Raw genomic sequence first — 21,743 nt, 5'->3', positions numbered from 1 at the left:
GCACCGATCGATGCGACCCGTTGCGATGTCAGATGTCGCGGAGTTGTCAGTTTTATGGCGACATGTTCTCTACTAGATTGCCTGCTACGTCCTTCCGCAATGACATCCGAAAATCCCGAGATCCCGGTGAGCTGCGCGATGAACAAGCCTGCGACCCATGTCCGAACCGCGCTGCTGCGTCGTCTTGCCACGGCAATCGGCTTGCTGCTGGCGACGGCCGCAGGCGCGCAGGCCGAGCAGACATTTTCGTTCGACGACACGCCCGGGAAGCTGCCGAAGACGGTCGTCCCGTTGAGCTACGCGATCGAGCTGACGCCCGATATCACCGGCCTGGCGCTGCCGGGCGTGGAGACCGTCGACATCGAGGTGCGTGAGGCTACGGCGCAACTGACGCTGAACGCGATCAACACGACGTTCGCCGAGGCTGCGATCGATGACGGCGCGCAACGCGCGGAGGTGACGACCGACGCCACCGCGCAAACCGCGACGCTGACCTTCGCCAGGCCGCTTGCGGCGGGCCGGCACAAGCTCCGCATCGCCTTCACGGCGCAGATCAACAAATTCGGCACCGGGCTGTTTGCGGTCGATTATCCGACCCCGACCGGGATCAAGCGGCTGATCTCCAGCAAGCTCGAGCCGGCCGATGCAAGGCGGATCTTTCCGTGCTGGGACGAGCCGTCGTTCAAGGCGAGCTTCGCGCTGAGTGTCGTGATCCCGCGTAGTCTGCTCGCGGTCGGCAACATGCCAATCGCGAGCGAGACGCCGGTCACCGGCGATCGCAAGAAGGTCACGTTCGCGCCGACGCCGAAGATGTCGAGCTATCTGTTCGTGCTCACGGTCGGCGAGCTCGAGCGCGTCACGGCGGATGCCGGCGGCGTCACCATCGGCGTGGTGACGACGGCGGGCAAGAGCGGGCAGGGCCGGTTCGCGCTCGACAGCGCGGTGAAACTGCTCGCCTATTACAACGACTATTTCGGCGTGAAATATCCGCTGCCGAAGCTCGATTTGATCGCCGTTCCCGGAGGGTTCGGCGGCGCGATGGAGAACTGGGGCGGCATCACCTTCTTCGAGAGCCGGCTGCTGTTCGATCCCGCGACCAATGCGGAGACCGCCAAGCGCGGCATCTTCGCCATCATCGCGCACGAGATGGCGCATATGTGGTTCGGCGATCTCGTCACCATGGCGTGGTGGGACAATCTCTGGCTCAACGAGGGCTTTGCCAGCTGGATGGCGACCAAGGCCTCGGAGCAGTTCTATCCGCAATGGCAGAGCTGGCTGAATGGTAACGGTGCGAAGCAGTTTGCCATGGTGCTCGATGCGCGCCGCACCTCGCATCCGGTGCAGCAGCCGATCGCCGATCACAGCGAAGCGGTCACGGCGTTCGATGCCATCACCTACAACAAGGGCCAGGCGCTGATCCGCATGCTCGAGACCTATCTCGGCGAGCAGGCGTTCCGCGACGGCATCCGCAAATATATGGCCGCGCATGCCTACAGCAATTCCACCACCGCCGATCTCTGGCAGGCGCTCGAGACGTCCGGCGGCAAGGCGATCACCGGCATCGCCGCCTCCTTCACCGAGCAGGATGGCGTGCCGCTGGTGGTGGCCGAGACGGCCTGCGATGGCACAGCACAACGCCTGACGTTGCGGCAGGACCGTTTCGTGGTCGCGCCGGCCAACGATCCGCCGCTGCCGGCCCACAGCTGGCAGATCCCGGTTGCGGTCGGGCCGGTGCAGGGCAGGCCGTTTGACGAGATACTGTTGAAGGGCAGTGCCGATATCCCGGCCGGTGCTTGCGGCGATGCGGTCAAGGTCAATCTCGGCGACGTCGGTTACTTCAGGGTCGAATACGGCCCGAAGAACCGCGCGGCGTTGCTGAACGCATTTCCGCACATGCAGGTCGCTGATCGGCTCAACGTCGTCACCGACAGCTGGGCGTTGGTGCAGGCCGGGCGCACTGAAGCGCCATCCTATCTCGCGCTGCTCGACGCGCTCGATGCCGGCGACCATCGCGCGGTGTGGGATCAGGTGATCTCGACATTTGCTGCGCTCAATCGCCTGTCGCGCGACCGCAGCGAGCGGCCGGTGATCCAGGCCTATGCCCGCGCCAGGCTGCGCCCGGTGTTCGACCGGATCGGATGGGACGGCGGCGGCTCGGGCGACGATGACACCGCGCTGCTGCGCGCGAGCCTGATCTCGGCGCTTGGCGACCTCGGCGACGCGGCAATCGTCGCCGAGGCGAAGCGGCGCTTTGCGGCGTTCCGCGATGATCCCAACTCGCTGCCGACCACGCTGCGCGATGCGGTCACCCATGTCGTCGGCATCACGGCCGATCGGGCAACCTATGACAAACTGCTGGCGCTCGCGCGCAACAGCACGGCGACCAATGAGCGGCTGCGCTATTATTTCGCCGCGGCCAGCGCCCGCGATACGGAGCTGGCGCGCGCGACGCTGGCGTTGACGCTGACCGATGAATTGCCCGATACGATCGTCACCGGGATGATCAACGCGGTTGCATCCGCAGGCGAGCAGCCGCAGCTTGCCTGGGACTTCGTCCAGGCGAATTTCGAGACGTTGCTGGCCAAGCAGGGACCGAGCTTCCCGAACTTCATGATCAATTTTACCGATCAGGCCCACGCGGCAGAGCTGGCCGCGTTCGCCCCGTCGCAATCCACCAGCGGCGGGCGGGTGACGGTGGCGCGCTCCTTGCAGGCGATCGCGATCTCGGCCGATCTCGCCGCGCGCGTGCTGCCCGCCGCCGATGCCTGGATCAGGGCGCACAAGCCGTGAGATCGCAAGAGAGTTTCCGGCGGCGCGCGATGCGGCTATGCTCCGTGGGCGGCATGCAATTAATGATGCGAGGCTGACATGGTCAAAGGTTCCGACTTGCTGGTCGCGGCCCTCGAGAATGAGGGCGTGGAACGGGTGTTCGGCGTTCCCGGCGAGGAGAATCTCGACGTCGTCGAAAGCCTGCGCAAATCCTCGATCAAGCTGATCGTGACTCGCCACGAGCAGGCGGCGGCGTTCATGGCGGCGACCTATGGCCGCCTGACCGGAAAGCCCGGTGTCTGCATGACGACTCTCGGCCCCGGCGCGCTCAACCTGACCACCGGTGCGGCCTATGCGTTGCTCGGCGCGATGCCGATGGTGATGCTCACGGGGCAGAAGGGCATCTTGAGCAGCCGGCAGGCCAAGTTCCAGATCGTCGACATCGTCAACACATTCCGTCCGCTGACCAAGCTGTCGCTGCAGATCGTCAGCGGCGCGACCATTCCGACGCTGGTGCGCGACGCCTTCCGGATCGCGACGCAGGAACGGCCGGGGCCGGTGCTGCTCGAACTGCCGGAGGATATCGCGCGCGAGGAGATTGCCCCGGTCGAGATCGTGCCGCCGCATCCGATCGAAATTCCGATCGCGCATGCGGCCGCCCTCGACCGCGCCGCCGACATGATCCTGAAGGCGCAGCGTCCGCTGATCATGCTCGGCGCGGCGGCATCACGGCCGCGTAGTACCGCGGGGATCGGCGACTTCGTGCGGCGCACCAAGATTCCGTTCTTCACCACCCAGATGGGCAAGGGCACGGTGTCCGGCGGCACCAATCAATATATGGGGACGGCCGCGCTGAGCGAGCGCGACTATGTGCATGAGGCGATCGACCGCGCCGACCTGATCATCGCGATCGGTCACGACACGATCGAAAAGCCGCCGTTCATCATGGGGCCAAAGGGGCCGCAGGTGATCCATGTCAGCTACACGGCGGCGAATGTCGAGCAGGTCTACTTCCCGCAATGCGAGGTGATCGGCGACGTCGGGCCGAGCCTCGAACTGCTGGCCGACCGGGTCGCGGGAAAGCTGCCGTCTGCCAGCGCGCTGCTCAGCCTGCGCGAGGGAATCCTGGCGAGGATCACCGATCGCGCCACCGAAGGCCGCTGGCCGCCGACGCCGCAGCGCATCGTGCACGATGTGCGGCAGGTCATTCCCGAGGACGGCATCGTCGCGCTCGACAACGGCATGTACAAGATCTGGTTCGCGCGCAACTACCGCACGCTGCTCGCGAACTCGCTGCTGCTCGACAACGCGCTCGCCACCATGGGCGCCGGCCTGCCGTCGGCGATGATGGCGGCGATGCTGTATCCGAAGACCCGCGTGCTCGCGGTCTGCGGCGACGGCGGCTTCATGATGAACTCGCAGGAGATGGAGACCGCGGTCCGCCTCAAGCTCAATCTGGTGATCCTGATCCTGGAGGATTCTGCCTACGGCATGATCCGCTGGAAGCAGGCGGTCGACAACTTCCCGGATTTCGGCCTGACCTTCGGCAATCCGGATTTCGTCAAATATGCCGAAAGCTACGGCGCCAAGGGCTCGCGGATCGAGAGCACGGAGGCGATCGTCCCGACCCTGGAGCGGGCCTTCTCCGGCGGCGGCGTGCATCTCGTAGTAGTGCCGATCGACTATACCGAGAACAAGCGGGTGCTGGTCGACGAGCTGCGCGAGAAAGTACAGCAGATCGATGTGTCGTAGAGCATGATCCGGAAAAGTGTGTAGCGGTTTTCCGAAAGGATCATGCTCAAAAGAAAGGCTAAAGCGCGATGATGCTCAACCCGGCCTCATCGCGCTGTGGCGGATTGCCGCCGACGGCACGGAACGAAATGCGCTCGGCTTGATTGAACGTAAGCCGCCATGGTAGCACGCCCAGCGATCAAGCCACGGCATCACTCGTTGTGCTGATGGTCGGCGATACCAGATCTGAGAGGTCACGTGACTGCACCAAATCCTGCCGCCGGCAAGCCCATCGATCCCGCCGCACTTACCAATGTGCCGCGGCTGGTCACGGCCTATTTTGCCGGCAAGCCCGACGCCCTCGATCCCACCCAGCGGGTTGCTTTCGGCACCTCGGGCCATCGCGGCTCGTCGCTGAAGAATTCCTTCAACGAGGACCATATCCTCGCCACCACCCAGGCGATCTGCGACTACCGGCGTGAGAAGGGCCTCACCGGACCGCTGTTCATCGGTATCGATACCCATGCGCTCGCCGAGCCGGCGCTGGCCAGCACGGTGGAAGTGTTCGCGGCCAACGGCGTCGAGATCATGATCGACGCGCAGGGTGGCTACACTCCGACGCCGGTGATCTCGCACGCCATCCTGAGCTACAACAAGGGCCGCAGCGCGGGGCTTGCCGACGGCGTCGTCATCACCCCGTCACACAACCCGCCGGAGGACGGCGGCTACAAATACAATCCGCCGCATGGCGGTCCCGCCGACACCGACGTCACCGCCGTGGTCGAGAAGAACGCCAACCGCTATATCGAGGCCGGCCTCAAGGGCGTCGCGCGAATGCCGTATGATCGCGCGCGCAAGGCCGCGACCACGCATCTGCACGACTACATCACGCCTTATGTCGCCGATCTCGGCAACACCGTCGATCTGGCGCTGATCAAATCCGCCGGCGTCAAGATCGGCATCGATCCGCTAGGCGGCGCGGCCGTGCATTACTGGCAGCCGATCATCGCGCGCTACGGCATCAACGCCACCGTGGTCAACAATGCGGTCGATCCGACCTTCCGCTTCATGACCGCGGATTGGGACGGCAAGATCCGGATGGACTGCTCGTCGCCTTATGCGATGGCGAGCCTGATCGGAATGCGCGACCGGTTCGACGTCGCCTTTGCCAACGATACCGATGCCGACCGCCATGGCATCGTGACCCGCTCGAACGGGCTGATGAACCCGAACCACTTCCTCGCCACCGCGATCGCCTATCTGTTCGCGCACCGGCCGCAATGGAGCAAGGACGCCGCGATCGGCAAGACCATCGTGTCGAGCTCCATCATCGATCGCGTTGCCAAGAAGCTGAACCGCAAGCTGGTCGAGACGCCGGTCGGCTTCAAATGGTTCGTCGAAGGGCTCGGCAGCGGCGGTTTCGGCTTTGCCGGCGAGGAAAGCGCCGGCGCGTCGTTCCTGAAGCGTGACGGCTCGGTATGGACCACGGACAAGGACGGCATCATCCTCGGCCTGCTGGCGGCGGAGATCATCGCCAAGACCGGCCGTGACCCCAGCGAATTGTTCAACGAGCTGACGGCCGAACTCGGCGTTCCCTATTACGAACGCATCGATGTCGCGGCGACGCCGAAGCAGAAGAACGCGCTGAAGGCGCTCGGGCCCGAGCAGCTCAACATGACTGAACTTGCCGGCGATCCCGTGCGCGCGGTCAGGACCAAGGCGCCGGGCAACGACCAGCCGTTCGGCGGCATCAAGGTCGAGAGCGAGGCCGGCTGGTTTGCCGCGCGTCCCTCCGGCACCGAGGATGTCTACAAGATCTACGCCGAGAGCTTCCGCGGACCGGATCATCTGAAACAGATCCAGGGCGACGCGCAGGCGGCGATCGCCAAGGTGTTCTGAGGCAGGGGCCGGCGGAATTCATGCGCGTATTGTTGACCGGCTCTTCCGGCTGGCTCGGCCGCTTCCTCGCGCCACAGCTTCGACAGGACGGCCATGAAGTGACCGGCCTCGACATCGTTCCGGGCGAGGCGACCAGTGTGATCGGCTCGGTGGCCGATCGATCGGTGGTCGATCGCGTGTTCGGCGATCGCGGCATCGAGGCCGTGATTCATGGCGGCGCGCTGCACAAGCCTGATATCGCCCGGTTCGCGCCGCAGGCCTTTGTCGACGTCAATGTCACGGGTACGCTCAATCTGCTGCAGGCGGCGGTTGCCGCCGGCCACGACCGCTTCGTGTTCACCTCGACGACCTCGCTGATGATCTCGCAGGCGATCCGCGACGAGGAAGGCCAAGCCGCGGTGTGGCTCGACGAGACCACGGGACCGCTCGAGCCGCGCAACATCTACGGCGTGACGAAGCTCACCGCCGAAGGCCTGTGCCGGCTCTACAGCCGCGAGCATGGCCTGAACTGTGCCGTGCTGCGCACCAGCCGCTTCTTCCCCGAAGACGACGACACGATCGTTGACATTCATGGCGAGAACCTGAAGGCGACCGAGCTGCTGTACCGCCGCCTGACCGTCGAGGACGCCGCCGATGCCCACGTCGTGGCGCTGGACAAGATCCGCGGCTTCGAGGTGTTCGTGATCAGCGCGCCGACGCCGTTTGCGCGCAGCGATGTCGCTGACCTGAAGACCGACGCGGGCGGCGTGATCGAACGCTATTTCCCCGACGCGCCGGCGCTGTTCGCGCGGCGCGGCTGGCATCTGCCGGGCTCGATCGGTCGGGTCTACGATGCCGGCAAGGCCGAACGGCTGCTCGGTTTCCGCGCGGTCACCGACTTTACCGCGGTGCTCGGCGCGCTTCGCCGCGGCGAACCGCTTCCCTTTGCGCACGATCCCGATTATGTCTCGCCGTCAACGAGGCTCGCAAATGGCTGACTTCCACGGCGTCTTCCCGTATCTGGTGTCCCCCATCGATCCCGCCGGCCATGTCCGCACCGAGGTGCTGGCGAGGCTCTGCGACGATCTGGTCACGGCCGGCGTCCATGGGCTGACGCCGCTCGGCTCGACCGGCGAATTCGCCTATCTCAACAACGCGCAGCGCATGCAGGTGGTGGCGACCACGATCGAGGCCGCGCAGGGTCGCGTCCCTGTCGTGGCCGGCGTCGCCTCGACCTCGACGGCCGACGCGGTGGCCCAGGCCAAGGCCTATCAGAAGCGGGGCGCTGCCGGCATTCTTGCGATCCTGGAAGCGTATTTTCCGCTCGGTGACGCCCAGGTGGAAGCCTATTTCCGCGCCATCGCCGATGCGGTCGACATTCCGGTCGTGATCTACACCAACCCGAATTTCCAGCGCGCCGACCTGACGCTCGACGTCATCGCGCGGCTCGCCGAACATCCGCGCATCGGCTACATCAAGGACGCCTCGACCAATACCGGCCGGCTGCTGTCGATCATGAACCGCTGCGGCGACAGCCTGAAAGTGTTCTCGGCCTCCGCCCATATTCCGGCCGCGGTGATGCTGATCGGCGGCCATGGCTGGATGGCGGGACCTGCCTGCATCATCCCGCGGCAAAGCGTCGAGCTCTACAATCTCTGCCGCCGCGCCCGCTGGGACGAGGCGATGGCCCTGCAGCGCAAGCTCTGGCGCATCAACGAGGCATTCGCCCGCTTCAACCTCGCCGCCTGCATCAAGGCCGGGCTTTCGAGCCAGGGCTACGATGTCGGCGACCCCGTGCCGCCGCAGGCGCCGCTCACCGCCGAGCAGCGCAAGGTGGTCGAGGCCGCGTTGCGCGACGTGGCGTAAAAGAGCGGGAGCCCGCGACGGGCGGACCTCGCGTCAACCTACACCGCTCTCAGGCCTTCTTGCGGCGTGTCGCGGATCAGGTTCTCAAGATCGCTCCGTTCGAGCGTCTCCTTCTCCAATAGCTGCTTGGCTGCGCGATCGAGGATGCCGCGGCGCGCGGTCAGAATGCCTTCGGTGCGCTGGGACACACGCTCGACGATCGCGCGCACCTCCTCGTCGATCGCGGCCGCCGTGTCCTCCGCATAATCGCGCTCGCGTACCGGATAGGGCCGATCGGCGCCGGCCAGGAAGTTGCCGGGCTCGCGTTCATAGGCGACGCTGCCGAGCTTCTCCGACATGCCATAGCGCGTCACCATGCTGCGGGCGATGTCGGTTACGCGCCGCAGGTCGTCTGCCGCGCCGGTCGAGAGATGGTCGAACACGATCAACTCCGCGCTGCGGCCGCCGAGCAGCACCGCCATCTTGTTCTCCAACTCCTCCTTGGTCATCAGGAAACGATCCTCGATCGGCCGCTGGATGGTGTAGCCGAGGGCGCCGACGCCGCGCGGGATGATCGAGACCTTGTGCACGGGGTCGACGCCCGGCAGCGAGAGCGCGACCAGCGCATGGCCCATCTCGTGATAGGCGACGATCTCACGCTCCTTCGGATTGAGCAGGCGGTTGCGCTTCTCCAGGCCGGCGACCATGCGCTCGACGGCGTGGTTGAAGTCGCGCATCCCGACCGCCTCGGCGCCGCGCCGGGTCGCCAGCAGCGCCGCCTCATTGACGAGATTGGCAAGGTCGGCGCCGGTAAATCCCGGAGTCAGCGCCGCTACGGCGTCGGCATCGACGTCGTCAGCGATTCGTATCTTCTTCATGTGCACGTCGAGGATCGCAATTCGCCCCTTCTTGTCGGGACGGTCGACCAGCACCTGGCGGTCGAAACGGCCGGCGCGCAACAGGGCAGGATCCATTATTTCCGGCCGGTTTGTGGCGGCCAGGATGACAAGGCCGGAACGCGAATCGAAGCCGTCGAGCTCCACCAGGAGCTGGTTCAGCGTCTGCTCCTTCTCGTCATGGCCTCCGGCGAACGGGCCGATGCCGCGAGCGCGGCCGAGCGCATCGAGCTCGTCGATGAAGATGATCGCCGGCGCCTTCTCGCGCGCCTGCTGAAACAGATCGCGCACCCGCGCGGCGCCCACGCCGACGAACATCTCGACGAATTCGGAGCCCGAGATCGAGAAGAACGGCACACGCGCCTCGCCGGCCACCGCCTTCGCCAGCAGCGTCTTTCCCGTGCCGGGAGGTCCGACCAGCAGCACACCCTTCGGCATGCGCCCGCCGAGCCGGCCATAGTCGGTGGGGTTCTTCAGAAAATCGACCACCTCGCGCAGCTCGTCCTTGGCCTCGTCGACGCCGGCGACGTCGCCGAAGGTCACGCCGGTGTCGGACTCGACATAGATCTTGGCCTTGCTCTTGCCGATCGCCATCAGCCCGCCGCCGAGGCCGCCGCTTTCCGCGGCGCGCTTGCCGATGTACCACCACAGGCCGAAGAACAGCAGCACCGGCATGACCCACGACAGCAGGTCGCGCAGCAAGGTGCTCTCTATCTGTCCGGTGAAGCGGACATGGTACTTCTCGAGCTCCTGCGCCACGTCCTGGTCGACCCGTGTGGTCACGAACTGCTTCTGCCCGCCGGGCAGCGGCTGCTTCAGCGTGCCCTGGATGGTGCGGTCGGAGATACCGACGGCGTCGACCTTCCCCTCGCGCAGCAATTGCTGGTATTCGCTGTAGGGAATCACCGCGACGCTGTTCACCGCCGAAATCATATACTGGATCAGGAAAACCGCGATCACCGCCATCACGGCATATCCGATATTGAACCGGGTCTGTTTGGTCATGCCGGAGGCTCCGATCAATATGGGGTGAATTGCCGGTTCGGACCGGGCGATCCCGCCAAAGCCGGGACCGGCGAGCGCGACGCATGACGGAACAACTCAGAACCGGCATCTCGGTTTCACTGGCGCCGGTTTGCGCGGCAAATCGCGCCCGGCCTTGTCAAGGCCGCAAAGTGTGGCATTTGTCCCGCAGCGGGCTCAGCAACTTCCGATGCCTGGGCGCGTTTATCGGCGCAACCGAATGAAAGCTCCATGAACCGACGTCACCTTGCGGCCCTTGCCGTCGTCGCGGCCATTCTGCTGATCTTCACGGCCGGCAACATGCGCCAGGCGCCGTGGAGCGGCCCGGCTGCCCGCGCCGTCGCCGAGCGTGGCGCGCTGTCGGAAGCCGAAAAGGCCAATATCGAGATATTCGAGAAGGTCTCGCCGTCGGTGGTCCAGGTCGTGACGCAGACCGCGGCCAATCCGCTGAGCGAGGAGCAGGAGGGCGGTGCGGCGTCCGGCACCGGCATCGTCTGGGACAATGACGGCCACGTCGTCACCAACAACCATGTGGTGCAGAACGCAAGCCAGGTCGCGATCCGCTTTGCCTCAGGGGAAGCGGTGCGCGCCGAGATCGTCGGCACGGCGCCGAATTACGATCTGGCGGTGCTGCGCATCCGCAGCGCGCGCAGCCTGCCGCCGCCGTTGGCGCTCGGCAGTTCGGCTGATCTCAAGGTCGGCCAGTTTGCCTATGCGATCGGCAACCCGTTCGGGCTCGACCAGTCGATGTCCAGCGGCATCATCAGCGCGCTCAAGCGCAGGTTGCCGACCTCCAGCGGGCGCGAGATCTCCAACGTGATCCAGACCGACACCGCGATCAACCCCGGCAATTCCGGCGGCCCATTGCTTGATTCCGCCGGCCGCCTGATCGGCGTCACTACGGCGATCCTGTCGCCGTCAGGCTCGAACGCCGGTATCGGCTTTGCGATCCCGGTCGACATCGTCAATCGCGTGGTGCCCGAACTGATCCGCAACGGCCGCGTGCCGACGCCGGGGATCGGCATCGTGACCGCAAACGAGGCGGTCGCCACGCGTCTGGGCGCCGAGGGCTTGATCGTGGTGCGCACGACACCGGGGTCGCCGGCCGAGCGCGCCGGGCTCCGTGGCGTCAATCTATCGACGGGTGAACTGGGCGACGTGATCACCGCGGTCGATGGCAAGCCGGTGCACCGGCTCTCCGATCTGGCCGATCAGATTGAGCAGGTCGGGGTCGGCAACAAGGTGCGGCTTACCGTAAATCGCGATGGCTCCACGCGCGATGTCGAGGTCGCCGTCGTCGATATCGGCCGGACGCAGTAATGTAGTCACTGGCCGGCCGGCTGCCACTGGCGCGTGCTCGCGCACGCTGCAGGATGGACGGTTTCGGTGCGCCGGTTGTCATGCGGCCAAAATCCGCTAAAACCCCCGCCAATTCTTGGAAGCTCGAAGGACTCACTGATGAACATTCTTCCCGGCAATATGCGTTTTGGTGCGGGCCAGCCGGTCAAGCGTCTGGAAGACCAGCGGCTGCTCACCGGGAAGGGGCATTTCATCGACGACAAGCCACAGGACGGCGCGCTCTGGCTGCACGTGCTGCGCTCGCCGCATGCCCATGCCAACATCAAGTCGATCGACGTCAAGGCGGCGCTCGAAATGCCCGGCGTCAAGGCCGTCTATACCGGCGCCGACCTCGTGAAGGACGATATCGGCACGCTGCCGACGCTCGCGATCTTCAAACGCCCCGATGGCTCGCCGATGACCGTGCCGCCGCGGCGCCTGCTGGCGCATGAAGTGGTGCGCTTCGCGGGCGAGGGTGTCGCAGCCGTGGTCGCGACCTCGCGCGTGCTGGCGCAGACCGCGGCCGAAGCGATCGAGGTCGATTATGAAGTGCTGCCGTCGGTGGTCGATCCGGTCGAGGCGATCAAGCCCGGCGCGCCGGCGGTCTGGCCGGAGGCGCCCGACAACATCGTGGCCGCGATGAGCTATGGCGACGCCGCCAAGGTCAAGGAAGCCTTCGCCGGCGCCGCGCACAAGGTGTCGCTCGACCTGGTCAGCCAGCGCCTGGTGCCGTCGGCGATGGAGCCGCGCTCGACCATTGCCGAGATCGAGAAGAAGACCGGCCGGCTCATTCTCCATGTGCAGTCGCAGACCCCGGGCTCGACCCGCGATCTGCTGGCGGAATCGATCCTGAAGCGGCCGAAGGACAGCGTGCGCGTGCTGGTCGGCGATATCGGCGGCGGCTTCGGCCAGAAGACCAGCCTCTATCCCGAAGACGGCATCGTCGCCTATGCAGCGACCAAGCTGAACGAGAAGATCCGCTGGCGCGGCGACCGCACCGACGAGTTCGTCGGCGGCACCCACGGCCGCGATCTCACTTCGACCGGCGAGTTCGCGCTCGACGCCAAGGGCCGCGTGCTGGCTTACCGCGTGCGTTCGATCGGCGGCACCGGAGCGTACTCGTCGGGCACCGCCAACATCATTCCGCTGGTGCTCGGCCCGTTCGTGCAGACCGGTGTCTACGATCTGCCGCTGGTGCATTTCGAGGTGAAGTCGGTGATGACCAACACCGCGCCGGTCGGCGCCTATCGCGGCGCCGGCAGGCCCGAGGCGGTGTTCATCGTCGAGCGGCTGTTCGATGCCGCAGCGCGCCAGATCGGCATGGACCCGCGCACCATCCGCAAGGTCAACTACATCAAGCCGGTGCAGCTGCCCTACACCAACGCGGTCGGACAGGTGTATGACTCCGGCGCCTTCGCCCACATGCTGGAGCGCGCTTCCGACTTGGCCGACTGGAACGGCTTTGCCGCGCGCAAGAAGGCGGCGAAGAAGAAGGGCCTGCTCTACGGCCGTGGCCTGACCAGCTACATCGAATGGACCGGCGGCCGCGCCCACACCGAAAACGTCTCGCTGCATGCGACCGCAGAAGGCCGCGTCATCCTGCATTCCGGCACCATGGCGATGGGGCAGGGCCTCGCCACCACCTACACCCAGATGATCGCCGATACGCTCGGCATTGCCATGGACAAGATCGACGTCGTCCAGGGCGACACCGATCTCGCCACCGGCTTCGGCAGCGTCGGCTCGCGTTCGCTGTTCGTCGGCGGCACCGCGGTTGCGGTCTCCGCCAATGACATGATCAACAAGGCGCGCGACAAGGCGTCCCACCTGCTCGAAGCCTCTGTTGGGGACATCGAGTATCGCGACGGCTTCCTCACCGTGGTCGGCACCGACAGGCGCATCAGCCTGTTCGAGATCGCGGCCAAGGAAAGCGGCGCCAAGCTCTCGGTCGAGAGCGAGGGCAATGTCGACGGGCCGAGCTGGCCGAACGGCACCCATATCTGCGAGGTCGAGATCGATCCCGAGACCGGCGTCACGCGGGTGGTGCGCTACACCACGGTCGACGACGTCGGCGTCGCGGTCAATCCGATGCTGGTGACGGGGCAGGTGCATGGCGGCGTCGTCCAGGGCATCGGCCAGGCCCTGTACGAAGGCGTGGCGTACAGCGAGGAAGGCCAGCTTCTGACCGCGAGCTATCAGGACTATTGCATCCCGCGCGCCTCGGACATTCCGCCGATCACCGTGACGCTCGATCCCTCCGCGCCCTGCAAGACCAATCCGCTGGGCGCCAAGGGCTGCGGCGAGTCGGGCGCGATCGGCGGCCCGCCCTGCATCACCAACGGCGTGATGGATGCGCTGAGCGAGCTCGGGATTACCCAACTGAATACGCCGCTGACGCCGGTGAAGATCTGGCAGGCGATAAGGGACGCGAAGGCGGGGGCGTAGCCCGCCGGCGTCGCCACCCTCGGACGAGGAGGGCGCTCACACGACGGCGCTTGCGCGATTTCGGAATATTGGAAATGTATCCCCGATTTGCCCGACGTGTCAAGTTGCCTGGTCGAGCGCCGGCAGCCGCCAGCTCCTTTGCATGGGGTTGTTTTCGATATTTTGGCGGCGCGCACTTGGCGAGGAGTTCCTTCCCGTCACCTCTCTCCAGGGGAGGGTGACGGGAAGGCGAGCGCGTCCCGGCGCGCGCTACAGCCCCAGCACCATCTTCGCGATGATGTCGCGCTGGATCTCGGACGATCCGCCGAAGATCGTATAGGCGCGCCCGTTGAGATATTCCGGCACCACCGGCAACAGCTCTTCCGGAATCGCCGGCTCGTGGTTGAGCCGGTAGAACGGCCGCGCCGGCTCCACGGCAAGCCCATCCTGGCCGATCACGTCGACGCCGAGCCGCGTCACCGCCTGGCGGATCTCGCTGACGCGGAGCTTGATCAGCGACGACACCGCGCCGGGATTCTGCCCGGTCTGCAGCGCCGACAGCACCCGAAGCTCGGTCATCTCGAGCGCATCGATATCGACCTCGACCTCCGACATCCGCATCGCGATGTCGGGGTCCTCGATGGCGCGGCCGGTGACCTCGGAATCGGCGAGATCGGAGATCGTCTTCAGCGCCTCGCGCAGCTTGGCCGACGCGATGCCGGAGCCGCGCTCGAATTCGAGCAGGTATTTGCCGTAGGTCCAGCCCTTGCCTTCCTCGCCGACTCGGTTGGCGACGGGCACGCGGACGTCGTCGAAGAACACCTGATTGACCTCGTGGTCGCCGCCGATGGTCAGGATCGGGCGCGTGGTGATGCCCGGCGTCTTCATGTCGATCAGGATGAAGCTGATGCCGTCCTGCTGCCGCTCGCCCTCATTGGTGCGCACCAGCGCGAACATGCGGTTGGCGTGATGCGCATGCGTGGTCCAGATCTTGGTGCCGTTGATGACGTAGTCGTCGCCGTCGCGCACCGCGCGGGTCTTCAGTGACGATAGATCGGAGCCCGAACCCGGTTCGGAATAGCCTTGGCACCAGTAGTCTTCACCCGAGAGGATTCGCGGCAGGTAAAAGTTCTTCTGCTCGAGCGAGCCGAAGCCGATGATGACAGGGCCGACCATCTTCACGCCCATCACGTTGACATTCGGCACGCCGGCGCGGGCGCATTCGGCCTCGAAGATCCAGCGTTGCGCCGGCGTCCAGTCCGGCCCGCCATGGTCCACGGGCCAGCCTGGCGCGCCCCAGCCCTTCTTGTGCAGCGCGCGCTGCCAGGCCATGCCGATGTCGGGGTCGGAGAACACCGACGGCGTCAGCGCGGTGGCGCGCTTCATTTCCGGCGTCAGGCTCTCGGCAATGAAGTCGCGGACTTCCTTTTCGAAGGCGCGTTCCTCGGTACTGAAGGTGAGATCCATGGTGCGCTCTCCGTTTACGCGTGGGCGCGGCCGCTGAGCGCGGCGTGGCGGCGATAATGATGGGCGCTGCCGCCGAACAGCGTGTCGAAGGCGAGCAGCCGCTTGAAATAGGCGCCGATGTCGAGCTCCTCGGTGACGCCCATGGCGCCGTGCAACTGGACTGCCTGCTCGGCGACGAAGCGCGCGCATTTGCCGATCTTCGCCTTGGCGCCGGATGCCGCGCGGCCGCGGGCCACCGGCTCGGCATTGGCCATCAGCGCAGCGCGCAGCGCCATTGACCGCGCTTCGTCGACCTGCATCGCGACGTCGGCGAGGCGGTGGCGGATCACCTGGTTGGCCGATAGCGGCCGCCCGAACTGTTTTCGAATCTTGGTGTATTCGAGCGTGGTGTCGAGCAGGGTCTGCATGATGCCGACCGCCTCGGCGCCGAGCGCGGCCATCGCGCGGTCGATCACGGTTTCGATCGCAGGGAGCGCATCGCTGCCGTCGCCGAGCAGCGCATCGGCAGGCAGTTGCACATCCCTGAGATCGAGGTTGCAGCCGCGCCCGCCACCGAGCCGTGCATAGTCGCGCAAGGTGAGGCCGGGTGTGCCAGCCGGCACCAGGAACAAGGCAAGCTTGCCGGACGCGCCATTGGCGTTGGCGATGCGGGCCGAGACGATGATCTGGTTGGCGGCCGCGCCGTCGAGCACGGCGATCTTGCTGCCATTCAAAAGCCAGCCGTCGCCGGTCTTGCCGGCCGTGGTGTCGACATGGGCAAGATCGAACCGTGCGGCGCGCTCCGAATGCGCGAAGGCGAGCGTGAGCGCGCCCTCGGCAACCCTGGGCAGGATCGCTTGCTGTTGCTCCTCGGTGCCGCATTCGGCGACCAGCGCAGCGCCGATCACGACGGTGGAGAGGAATGGCTCGGACACCAGTCCGCGCCCGAACGCTTCCATCAAGAGCCCGATCTCGATCGCGCCGCCGCCGAGCCCGCCATGGGCTTCGGCGATCGGCAGCGCCAGCCAGCCGAGCTCGGCGAACTGTTTCCAGATCGCGGGCGAATAGCCCAGCGGATCGTTCGCCGCCTTCTTGCGATGGTCTGATGTGAACGTTTCCGCCACGAAGCGGTCGGCACTTTCGCGCAGCAGGCGCTGCTCGTCGCTGAGAGTGAGGTCCATCTGGTCTACTTCACGTTGGCGGTTTTCTTGACGGAGGGATGCAGACCCGCGGGGTCCACCACCATTCCGAATTCCTGCAGATTGTGTGCGTGGCAGAGCTGATGCAGCGCGAAGGCCTGATCGATCGCGGCAGGCTGCCCCATGATGTCGATCGAGCGGTTCACCGCCTCCTTGGACAGCTTCAGCGCGAACGCGGGTTTTGCTGCGATGCGCCGCGCCAGCGCCAGCGTGAAGGAGGAGAGATCGCCGCGCGGCACCACGTGATTGACCATGCCGAGACGATGCGCCTCGTCGGCGCTCCAGACGTCGGCGGTGAAGAGCATCTCCTTGGCCTTGCGCGCGCCGAGCTCCCAGGGATGCACGAACCATTCGACGCCGCAGACGCCCATCGTCACCACGGGATCACAGAACTCGGCATCACTGCTCGCGACGATCAGGTCGCAGGCCCATGCCAGCATCAGCCCGCCGGCGATGCACTTGCCATGCACCTCGGCGATCGTGGGCTTGGCGAGATTGCGCCAGCGCCTTGTGATCTGCAGGTAGATCTCCTGCTCGCGCGCGAAGCGCCCATGCGCGTTGGGTTCGGCGAAGCCGCCCCAATTTCCGATTGGCGGGAAATCGACGCCCGCCTGGTTCTTCGCCCCCGGCCTGAGATCGTGACCGGCAGAGAAATGCGGGCCGTTGCCGGCGAGGATGATGACCTTGACCGCGTCGTCCTGCACCGCCTGGTCGAAGGCGGCATTGAGGTCGTAGGTCATCTGCAGGTTCTGCGCGTTGCGAGCCTCGGGGCGGTTCATCACGATCCGCGCAATCGCGGGCTCCGGCCGCTCGACGACAATCGTCTCGAATTGTTCAGACGCCAATGGATCCTCCCGGGATCGATTTTCTCGGCATGATGAACGGCGCAGGGCGGGATAGGCAAGGGGCATCATCGGCAAAACCGGCCGCGAATCCCGCCACGCGGGATTGTCGCGCGAAAATCTGCTACTCTGATCGAGAATCCATCGGGAGGACCTTCTTTATGCGCAAGCTTTGGACCGTGCTGGCAGCGCTGGCGACATTGAGCCTGACCAACTGCGGCTACAACGCGATCCAGACCAATGACGAGCAGGTCAAGTCGAGCTGGTCGGAGGTGGTGAACCAGTACCAGCGGCGCGCCGATCTGGTGCCGAACCTCGTCAATTCGGTGAAGGGCTTTGCGCAGCAGGAGAAGGACGTGCTGCTCGGCGTCACCAACGCGCGCGCCAAGGTCGGCAGCATCCAGGCGACGCCCGAAGTGCTCAACGATCCGGCTGCGTTCCAGAAGTTCACGCAGGCGCAGGGTGAACTGACCAGCGCGCTGTCGCGGCTCCTGGTCGTGACGGAGAACTACCCGCAGCTGAAATCGGATGCGCTGTTCCGCGACCTGATGGCGCAGCTCGAGGGCACCGAGAACCGCATCACCGTGGCACGCAACCGCTACATCAAGGCAGTGCAGGACTATAACGTCGGCATCCGCACCTTTCCGAACAATCTGACCGCGATGGTGTTCGGCTACAAGGAGAAGCCCAACTTCACGGTCGACAACGAGAAGGCGATTTCGACCGCGCCGAAGGTCGATTTCAATCCGGCGCCCGCGCCCGCGCCGTCGAAATAGCGCCGGCGTGTCCAGCAACGCGATGACAGCCGCACGCGTGTTCCTGCTGGCCTTCCTGCTGGGCTTCGTATGCCCGGCGTGGGCCGAGGTCGCGGTGCCTCAGCTCACCGGCCGCGTCGTCGATCAGACCGGGACGCTGTCAGCGGGCGACGTTGCGTCACTGAACGACAGGCTGAAGGATCTGGAGACCCGCAAGGGCAGTCAGATCGCGGTCCTGATCGTGCCGACCACCGGTGAGGAGACGATCGAACAGTTCTCGATCCGCGTTGCCGAGGCCTGGAAGATCGGGCGCAAGAAGGTCGACGACGGCGCGCTGCTCGTCGTCGCCAAGAACGACCGGCATTTGCGCATCGAGGTCGGCTACGGCCTCGAAGGCGTGCTGAGCGACGTCGTCACCCACCGCATCATCGACGAGGACATCACGCCCAAATTCAAGGCCGGCGATTTCGCCGGCGGCATCTCGGCCGGCGTCGACCGCATGATCCGCCTGATCAATGGCGAGCAGCTGCCGGCGCCGGAGCCGGAGCATTGGCAGGGTCCCAACCTCGTCGATCTCGCCAATCCGGTGACGATCTTTGTCGTCATCATCGCGGCGAGCGTGTTGCGCGCGATGCTGGGGCGGCTCTTGGGCTCGGCGGCGACCGGCGGCATCGTCGGCGTCTTCACCTGGATGGTGGCCGGCTCGCTCGCCACCGCCCTGGTGGTCGGGCTGTTCGCTGCCGTCGCGGCGCTGATCTTCGGCGGATTGAATTTTGGCGGTCCGGCGGCCGGCTCGGGACCATACCGGCGTGGCGGGGGCTGGTCCGGTGGCGGCGGCTGGAGCAGCGGCTCGAGTTCGGGCAGCAGCGGCGGCTTCAGCGGCGGAGGCGGCAGCTTTGGCGGCGGCGGCGCCTCGGGGAGCTGGTAGGCATATGGGCATCAAGCGCATCGGCAAGCATCTGCTCGAGCATCGCTGGCGCGTGCGGCGGGAGTTTCCGCCGCGCGTGCTCGACGCGATCGAGAAGGCGATCAAGGCGGGGGAGGCGACCCATTCCGGCCAGATCCGCTTCGTCGTCGAGGGCGCGCTCGACGGCGTGCCACTGTTCCGCGATCAGCCGGCGCGGGAGCGGGCGCTCGACGTGTTCGCGCACTTGCGGATCTGGGACACCCATTACAACAACGGTGTCCTGATTTATCTTTTGCTCGCCGACCGCGACGTCGAGATCGTCGCCGATCGTGGCATCGATGCGAAGGTCGGCCACGCCGGCTGGGAAGCGATTTGCCGCGCGATGGAAACGGACTTTCGCGCCGGCCGGTTCGAGCAGGGCGTGATCAAGGGGATCGAGGCGGTGTCGCGGGAGCTGGCGCGGTATTTCCCGCATGTCGCCGGCGGCCCGAACGAGCTGCCGGACAAGCCGGTGGTGATTTGAGCGACCAACGATTTGGTCCGGTGCTCTTCATCCTCCCCTGGAGGGGGAGGATCGACGCGAATGCAATGAGCGGCGAGGTGGGGTGAAGGTCTCTCCGCGTGAACGCTGCCCGAGTGGAGAGATCACCCCACCTCGGTTCGCATTGCGCTGCGCTTCATGCAAACCGATCCTCCCCCTCCAGGGGAGGATAAGAATAAGAAGACCCTAAGCCTTCACCGAAGGCCGCGCGCCGACGCGGTTGAACCAGGCGACGATGTTGGCGTTCGACGGGTCCAGCGGTTGGCCGACCTGGTTGCCGAAATCGAGCCAGCAATAGAGCAGCATGTCGGCGAGCGTGAAGCGCTTGCCGCAGATGTACTCGCGGCCGTCGGCCATCTGGTTATCAAGCCATTTGATGCGGTTGGCGGCGATCATCTTCAGCCCGGGGGAGGCCTCGGGCGCGACCGGAATGCGCTTCTCGAAGAACTTCAGCGCCTCGCCGAAGCGGTAGCCGTTGGCGAGCGGCTCGGCGATGTTGAGATCGACGCGGCGCGTCCACATCCGGCACTCCGCGCGCTCTTCCGGCGTCGTGCCGATCATCGCGGGCGAGGGGTGCTTCTCCTCAAGATATTCGCAGATCGCCGTGATCTCCGAGAGGTAGTTGCCGCAGTCGAGCTCGAGCGCCGGCATCTGGCCGTGCGGATTGCGCTTCAGATGTGCCTCCTCGCGGTTCTCGCCCTTGCGCAGGTCGACGGCCTGCTTGGGGATCTCGATGCCCTTCTCCGCCATGAACATGCGCACGATGCGCGGATTGGGTCCGATCGAGTCGTAAAGCTTCATGGTCCTCGCTCCCTGTTGTTTCAGCGTTGTTGTTGCCGTTGTTGAACAGGCCGCGCGCGGATTGTCAAATGTGACGGTGCGCGAAGATCAATCGTCGAGCTTGTTGAGGTCGCGCACCGACTGCATGATCGGCTCGAAATTCGAGCGTGCATCGAGCGCGTCGAACAATTGCGCGGTGTCCTCGAGCAGGGCGTGCGAGCGTTGCAGCGCGATCCGTACGTCGTCCTGCGGCGTGTCGGACAGCCGGCCATGACCCGACAGCAGGATCTTCGAATTGAGGCCCTTCAGCCGTTCCAGCGACTGGATGTAGTCGGCGATCGAGCCGGAGCCGAACACGCCGCCCATCACGCCGCCGGGCATCAGCGTGTCGGCGGCGAACAACAACCCCTTGTCCTGATCGAACAGCGAGATGCAGGCCGAGGTATGGCCCGGCGTGTACATCACGCTAAGGCGGAAATTGCCGAGGTCGATCAAATTGCCTTCCTCGAGCCAGATGTCGATGTCGATCGGCACGTTCGGTTCGTTGAACATCTTGCGCAGCATCGAGAAGTCGTCGCGCAGCATGATCTTGTTGGCGGCGAGCCGGTGCGCGGCGATGTAGGCGCTGCCGTGGAAATGATAGGCCGCGCCGATATGATCGAGATGCTCGTGGCTCAGCACCACCATGTCGATCATCTCGGGCGTGATGCCGAGATGGTTGAGGCAGGCAACCAGCGACGGATAGTTGGTCGATAGCCCGACGTCGATCATGATGGTCCGCTTGCTGCCGCGCACGAGATAGGCATTCGCCGCACGGTTCTTGAAGCGGATCTGGTAGACGTCGTCGGCTGCCTGGATCAGCGTCGCGACGTCGGCCTCGAACAGCGTCTTGAACGGGCTCGGCTTGCGGTCGCTCATGGTGCGCCTGCCGCTCTGTAAGTGACGGCGTTGGAGGCGCGCAGGCGTTTCGAGAGCGCATCCATCACCATCAGCGCGAACGCCGGCTGCTGGCTGACCAGATAGACGAAGCGGGCGTGGTTGATCCGCATCACCCGCGTCTTGGGCGCGGAGGCGATCGCGGTTGCGGAGCGCGCCGAGCCGTCGATCACGGCCATCTCGCCGAAAAACTCGCCCTTGCCGAGGCTGACGATGACCGTCTTGTCTCCGCCATTGATCTTGGCGATGTCGACGGTGCCGTCGAGCACGACAAACAGCTCGCGGCCGGTCGAGCCTTCCTCAAAAATGACGTCATCGACATCAAATTCATTGATGCACTTCTCGATCGTCACGGCGTTCTCCTGCCTTCTGGCTGGAAGACGCCGGTATGTTAATCGGGAAAACGCCGCGCGCAAACGGAGCTGACGCAGAT

Annotated in this window: 17 protein-coding genes; 10 read left to right on the top strand and 7 right to left on the bottom strand. The window is 65.5% G+C overall.

From position 1 onward, the window contains the following. Positions 1–138 precede the first annotated feature (138 nt). From ACVW1C_RS11840 to ACVW1C_RS11820, 5 genes are all read left to right on the top strand, one after another. Entirely contained in the window at positions 139–2,790 is a 2,652-nt protein-coding gene (locus ACVW1C_RS11840; protein WP_456758564.1) for a M1 family metallopeptidase, read from the top strand. Positions 2,791–2,868: 78 nt separating this feature from the next. Continuing rightward, complete coding sequence (locus tag ACVW1C_RS11835) at positions 2,869–4,521, top strand: acetolactate synthase large subunit (protein WP_456758563.1); 1,653 nt, start codon at positions 2,869–2,871, stop codon at positions 4,519–4,521. Positions 4,522–4,758: 237 nt separating this feature from the next. Then, complete coding sequence (gene pgm / locus ACVW1C_RS11830; RefSeq protein WP_456758562.1) at positions 4,759–6,399, top strand: phosphoglucomutase (alpha-D-glucose-1,6-bisphosphate-dependent); 1,641 nt, start codon at positions 4,759–4,761, stop codon at positions 6,397–6,399. A 20-nt stretch (positions 6,400–6,419) separates the two neighbouring features. Beyond that, the gene (locus ACVW1C_RS11825) at positions 6,420–7,376 is read left to right on the top strand and encodes an NAD-dependent epimerase/dehydratase family protein (RefSeq protein ID WP_456758561.1); all 957 of its coding nucleotides are present in this window, start codon (positions 6,420–6,422) and stop codon (positions 7,374–7,376) included. Further along, a complete protein-coding gene (locus ACVW1C_RS11820) occupies positions 7,369–8,244 on the top strand; it encodes a dihydrodipicolinate synthase family protein (protein ID WP_456758560.1) in 876 nt (291 codons plus the stop codon). Before ACVW1C_RS11825 ends, ACVW1C_RS11820 begins: the two co-directional genes overlap by 8 nt. Before the next feature lie 38 nt (positions 8,245–8,282). On the opposite strand, the gene ftsH is transcribed toward ACVW1C_RS11820, so the two are convergent. After that, a complete protein-coding gene (gene ftsH, locus ACVW1C_RS11815; protein ID WP_456758559.1) occupies positions 8,283–10,124 on the bottom strand; it encodes an ATP-dependent zinc metalloprotease FtsH in 1,842 nt (613 codons plus the stop codon). Between the two features lie 249 nt (positions 10,125–10,373). Here ftsH and ACVW1C_RS11810 point away from each other — a divergent pair, with 249 nt between their 5' ends. After that, positions 10,374–11,462, top strand: coding sequence for a S1C family serine protease (locus tag ACVW1C_RS11810; RefSeq protein ID WP_456758558.1), 1,089 nt, complete (start codon positions 10,374–10,376; stop codon positions 11,460–11,462). A 138-nt stretch (positions 11,463–11,600) separates the two neighbouring features. Continuing rightward, a complete protein-coding gene (locus ACVW1C_RS11805) occupies positions 11,601–13,925 on the top strand; it encodes a xanthine dehydrogenase family protein molybdopterin-binding subunit (protein ID WP_456758557.1) in 2,325 nt (774 codons plus the stop codon). Positions 13,926–14,174: 249 nt separating this feature from the next. On the opposite strand, the gene ACVW1C_RS11800 is transcribed toward ACVW1C_RS11805, so the two are convergent. Genes ACVW1C_RS11800 through ACVW1C_RS11790 form a run of 3 tightly spaced genes read right to left on the bottom strand, consistent with a single transcriptional unit; the run spans position 14,175 to position 17,394 of the window. Next, positions 14,175–15,371 carry an acyl-CoA dehydrogenase family protein gene (locus ACVW1C_RS11800; protein WP_456758556.1) on the bottom strand — a complete coding sequence of 399 codons (1,197 nt, stop codon included), beginning with the start codon at positions 15,369–15,371 and terminating at the stop codon, positions 14,175–14,177. 14 nt (positions 15,372–15,385) lie between these two features. Next, a complete protein-coding gene (locus ACVW1C_RS11795) occupies positions 15,386–16,531 on the bottom strand; it encodes an acyl-CoA dehydrogenase family protein (protein ID WP_456758555.1) in 1,146 nt (381 codons plus the stop codon). A gap of 5 nt (positions 16,532–16,536) precedes the next feature. Further along, positions 16,537–17,394 (bottom strand): enoyl-CoA hydratase, encoded by an 858-nt coding sequence (locus ACVW1C_RS11790; protein ID WP_456758554.1) that lies wholly within the window; start codon positions 17,392–17,394, stop codon positions 16,537–16,539. A gap of 158 nt (positions 17,395–17,552) precedes the next feature. Here ACVW1C_RS11790 and ACVW1C_RS11785 point away from each other — a divergent pair, with 158 nt between their 5' ends. From ACVW1C_RS11785 to ACVW1C_RS11775, 3 genes are read left to right on the top strand one after another with little or no spacing between them, the layout of a single operon-like run. Next, on the top strand, positions 17,553–18,167 hold the full coding sequence (locus ACVW1C_RS11785) for a LemA family protein (protein ID WP_456758553.1): 615 nt from the start codon (positions 17,553–17,555) through the stop codon (positions 18,165–18,167). A gap of 22 nt (positions 18,168–18,189) precedes the next feature. Beyond that, on the top strand, positions 18,190–19,074 hold the full coding sequence (locus tag ACVW1C_RS11780; protein ID WP_456758552.1) for a TPM domain-containing protein: 885 nt from the start codon (positions 18,190–18,192) through the stop codon (positions 19,072–19,074). 4 nt (positions 19,075–19,078) lie between these two features. Further along, a complete protein-coding gene (locus ACVW1C_RS11775) occupies positions 19,079–19,576 on the top strand; it encodes a TPM domain-containing protein (RefSeq protein WP_456758551.1) in 498 nt (165 codons plus the stop codon). Positions 19,577–19,780: 204 nt separating this feature from the next. On the opposite strand, the gene ACVW1C_RS11770 is transcribed toward ACVW1C_RS11775, so the two are convergent. The 3 genes from ACVW1C_RS11770 to ACVW1C_RS11760 all read right to left on the bottom strand — a co-directional run bounded on the left by ACVW1C_RS11770 (position 19,781) and on the right by ACVW1C_RS11760 (position 21,663). Beyond that, on the bottom strand, positions 19,781–20,395 hold the full coding sequence (locus tag ACVW1C_RS11770; RefSeq protein ID WP_456758550.1) for a glutathione S-transferase family protein: 615 nt from the start codon (positions 20,393–20,395) through the stop codon (positions 19,781–19,783). Positions 20,396–20,482: 87 nt separating this feature from the next. Next, positions 20,483–21,292: an MBL fold metallo-hydrolase gene (locus ACVW1C_RS11765; RefSeq protein WP_456758549.1), complete on the bottom strand. Its 810-nt coding sequence runs from the start codon at positions 21,290–21,292 to the stop codon at positions 20,483–20,485. Next, complete coding sequence (locus tag ACVW1C_RS11760; RefSeq protein WP_456758548.1) at positions 21,289–21,663, bottom strand: Crp/Fnr family transcriptional regulator; 375 nt, start codon at positions 21,661–21,663, stop codon at positions 21,289–21,291. The genes ACVW1C_RS11765 and ACVW1C_RS11760 overlap by 4 nt, the downstream gene beginning before the upstream one ends. Positions 21,664–21,743 lie beyond the last annotated feature (80 nt).

The sequence above is a fragment of the Bradyrhizobium sp. USDA 4011 genome (assembly GCF_054063415.1).
The sequence above is the reverse complement of the archived record's forward strand: the minus strand, read 5'-3'. Positions and strand labels throughout refer to the sequence as shown.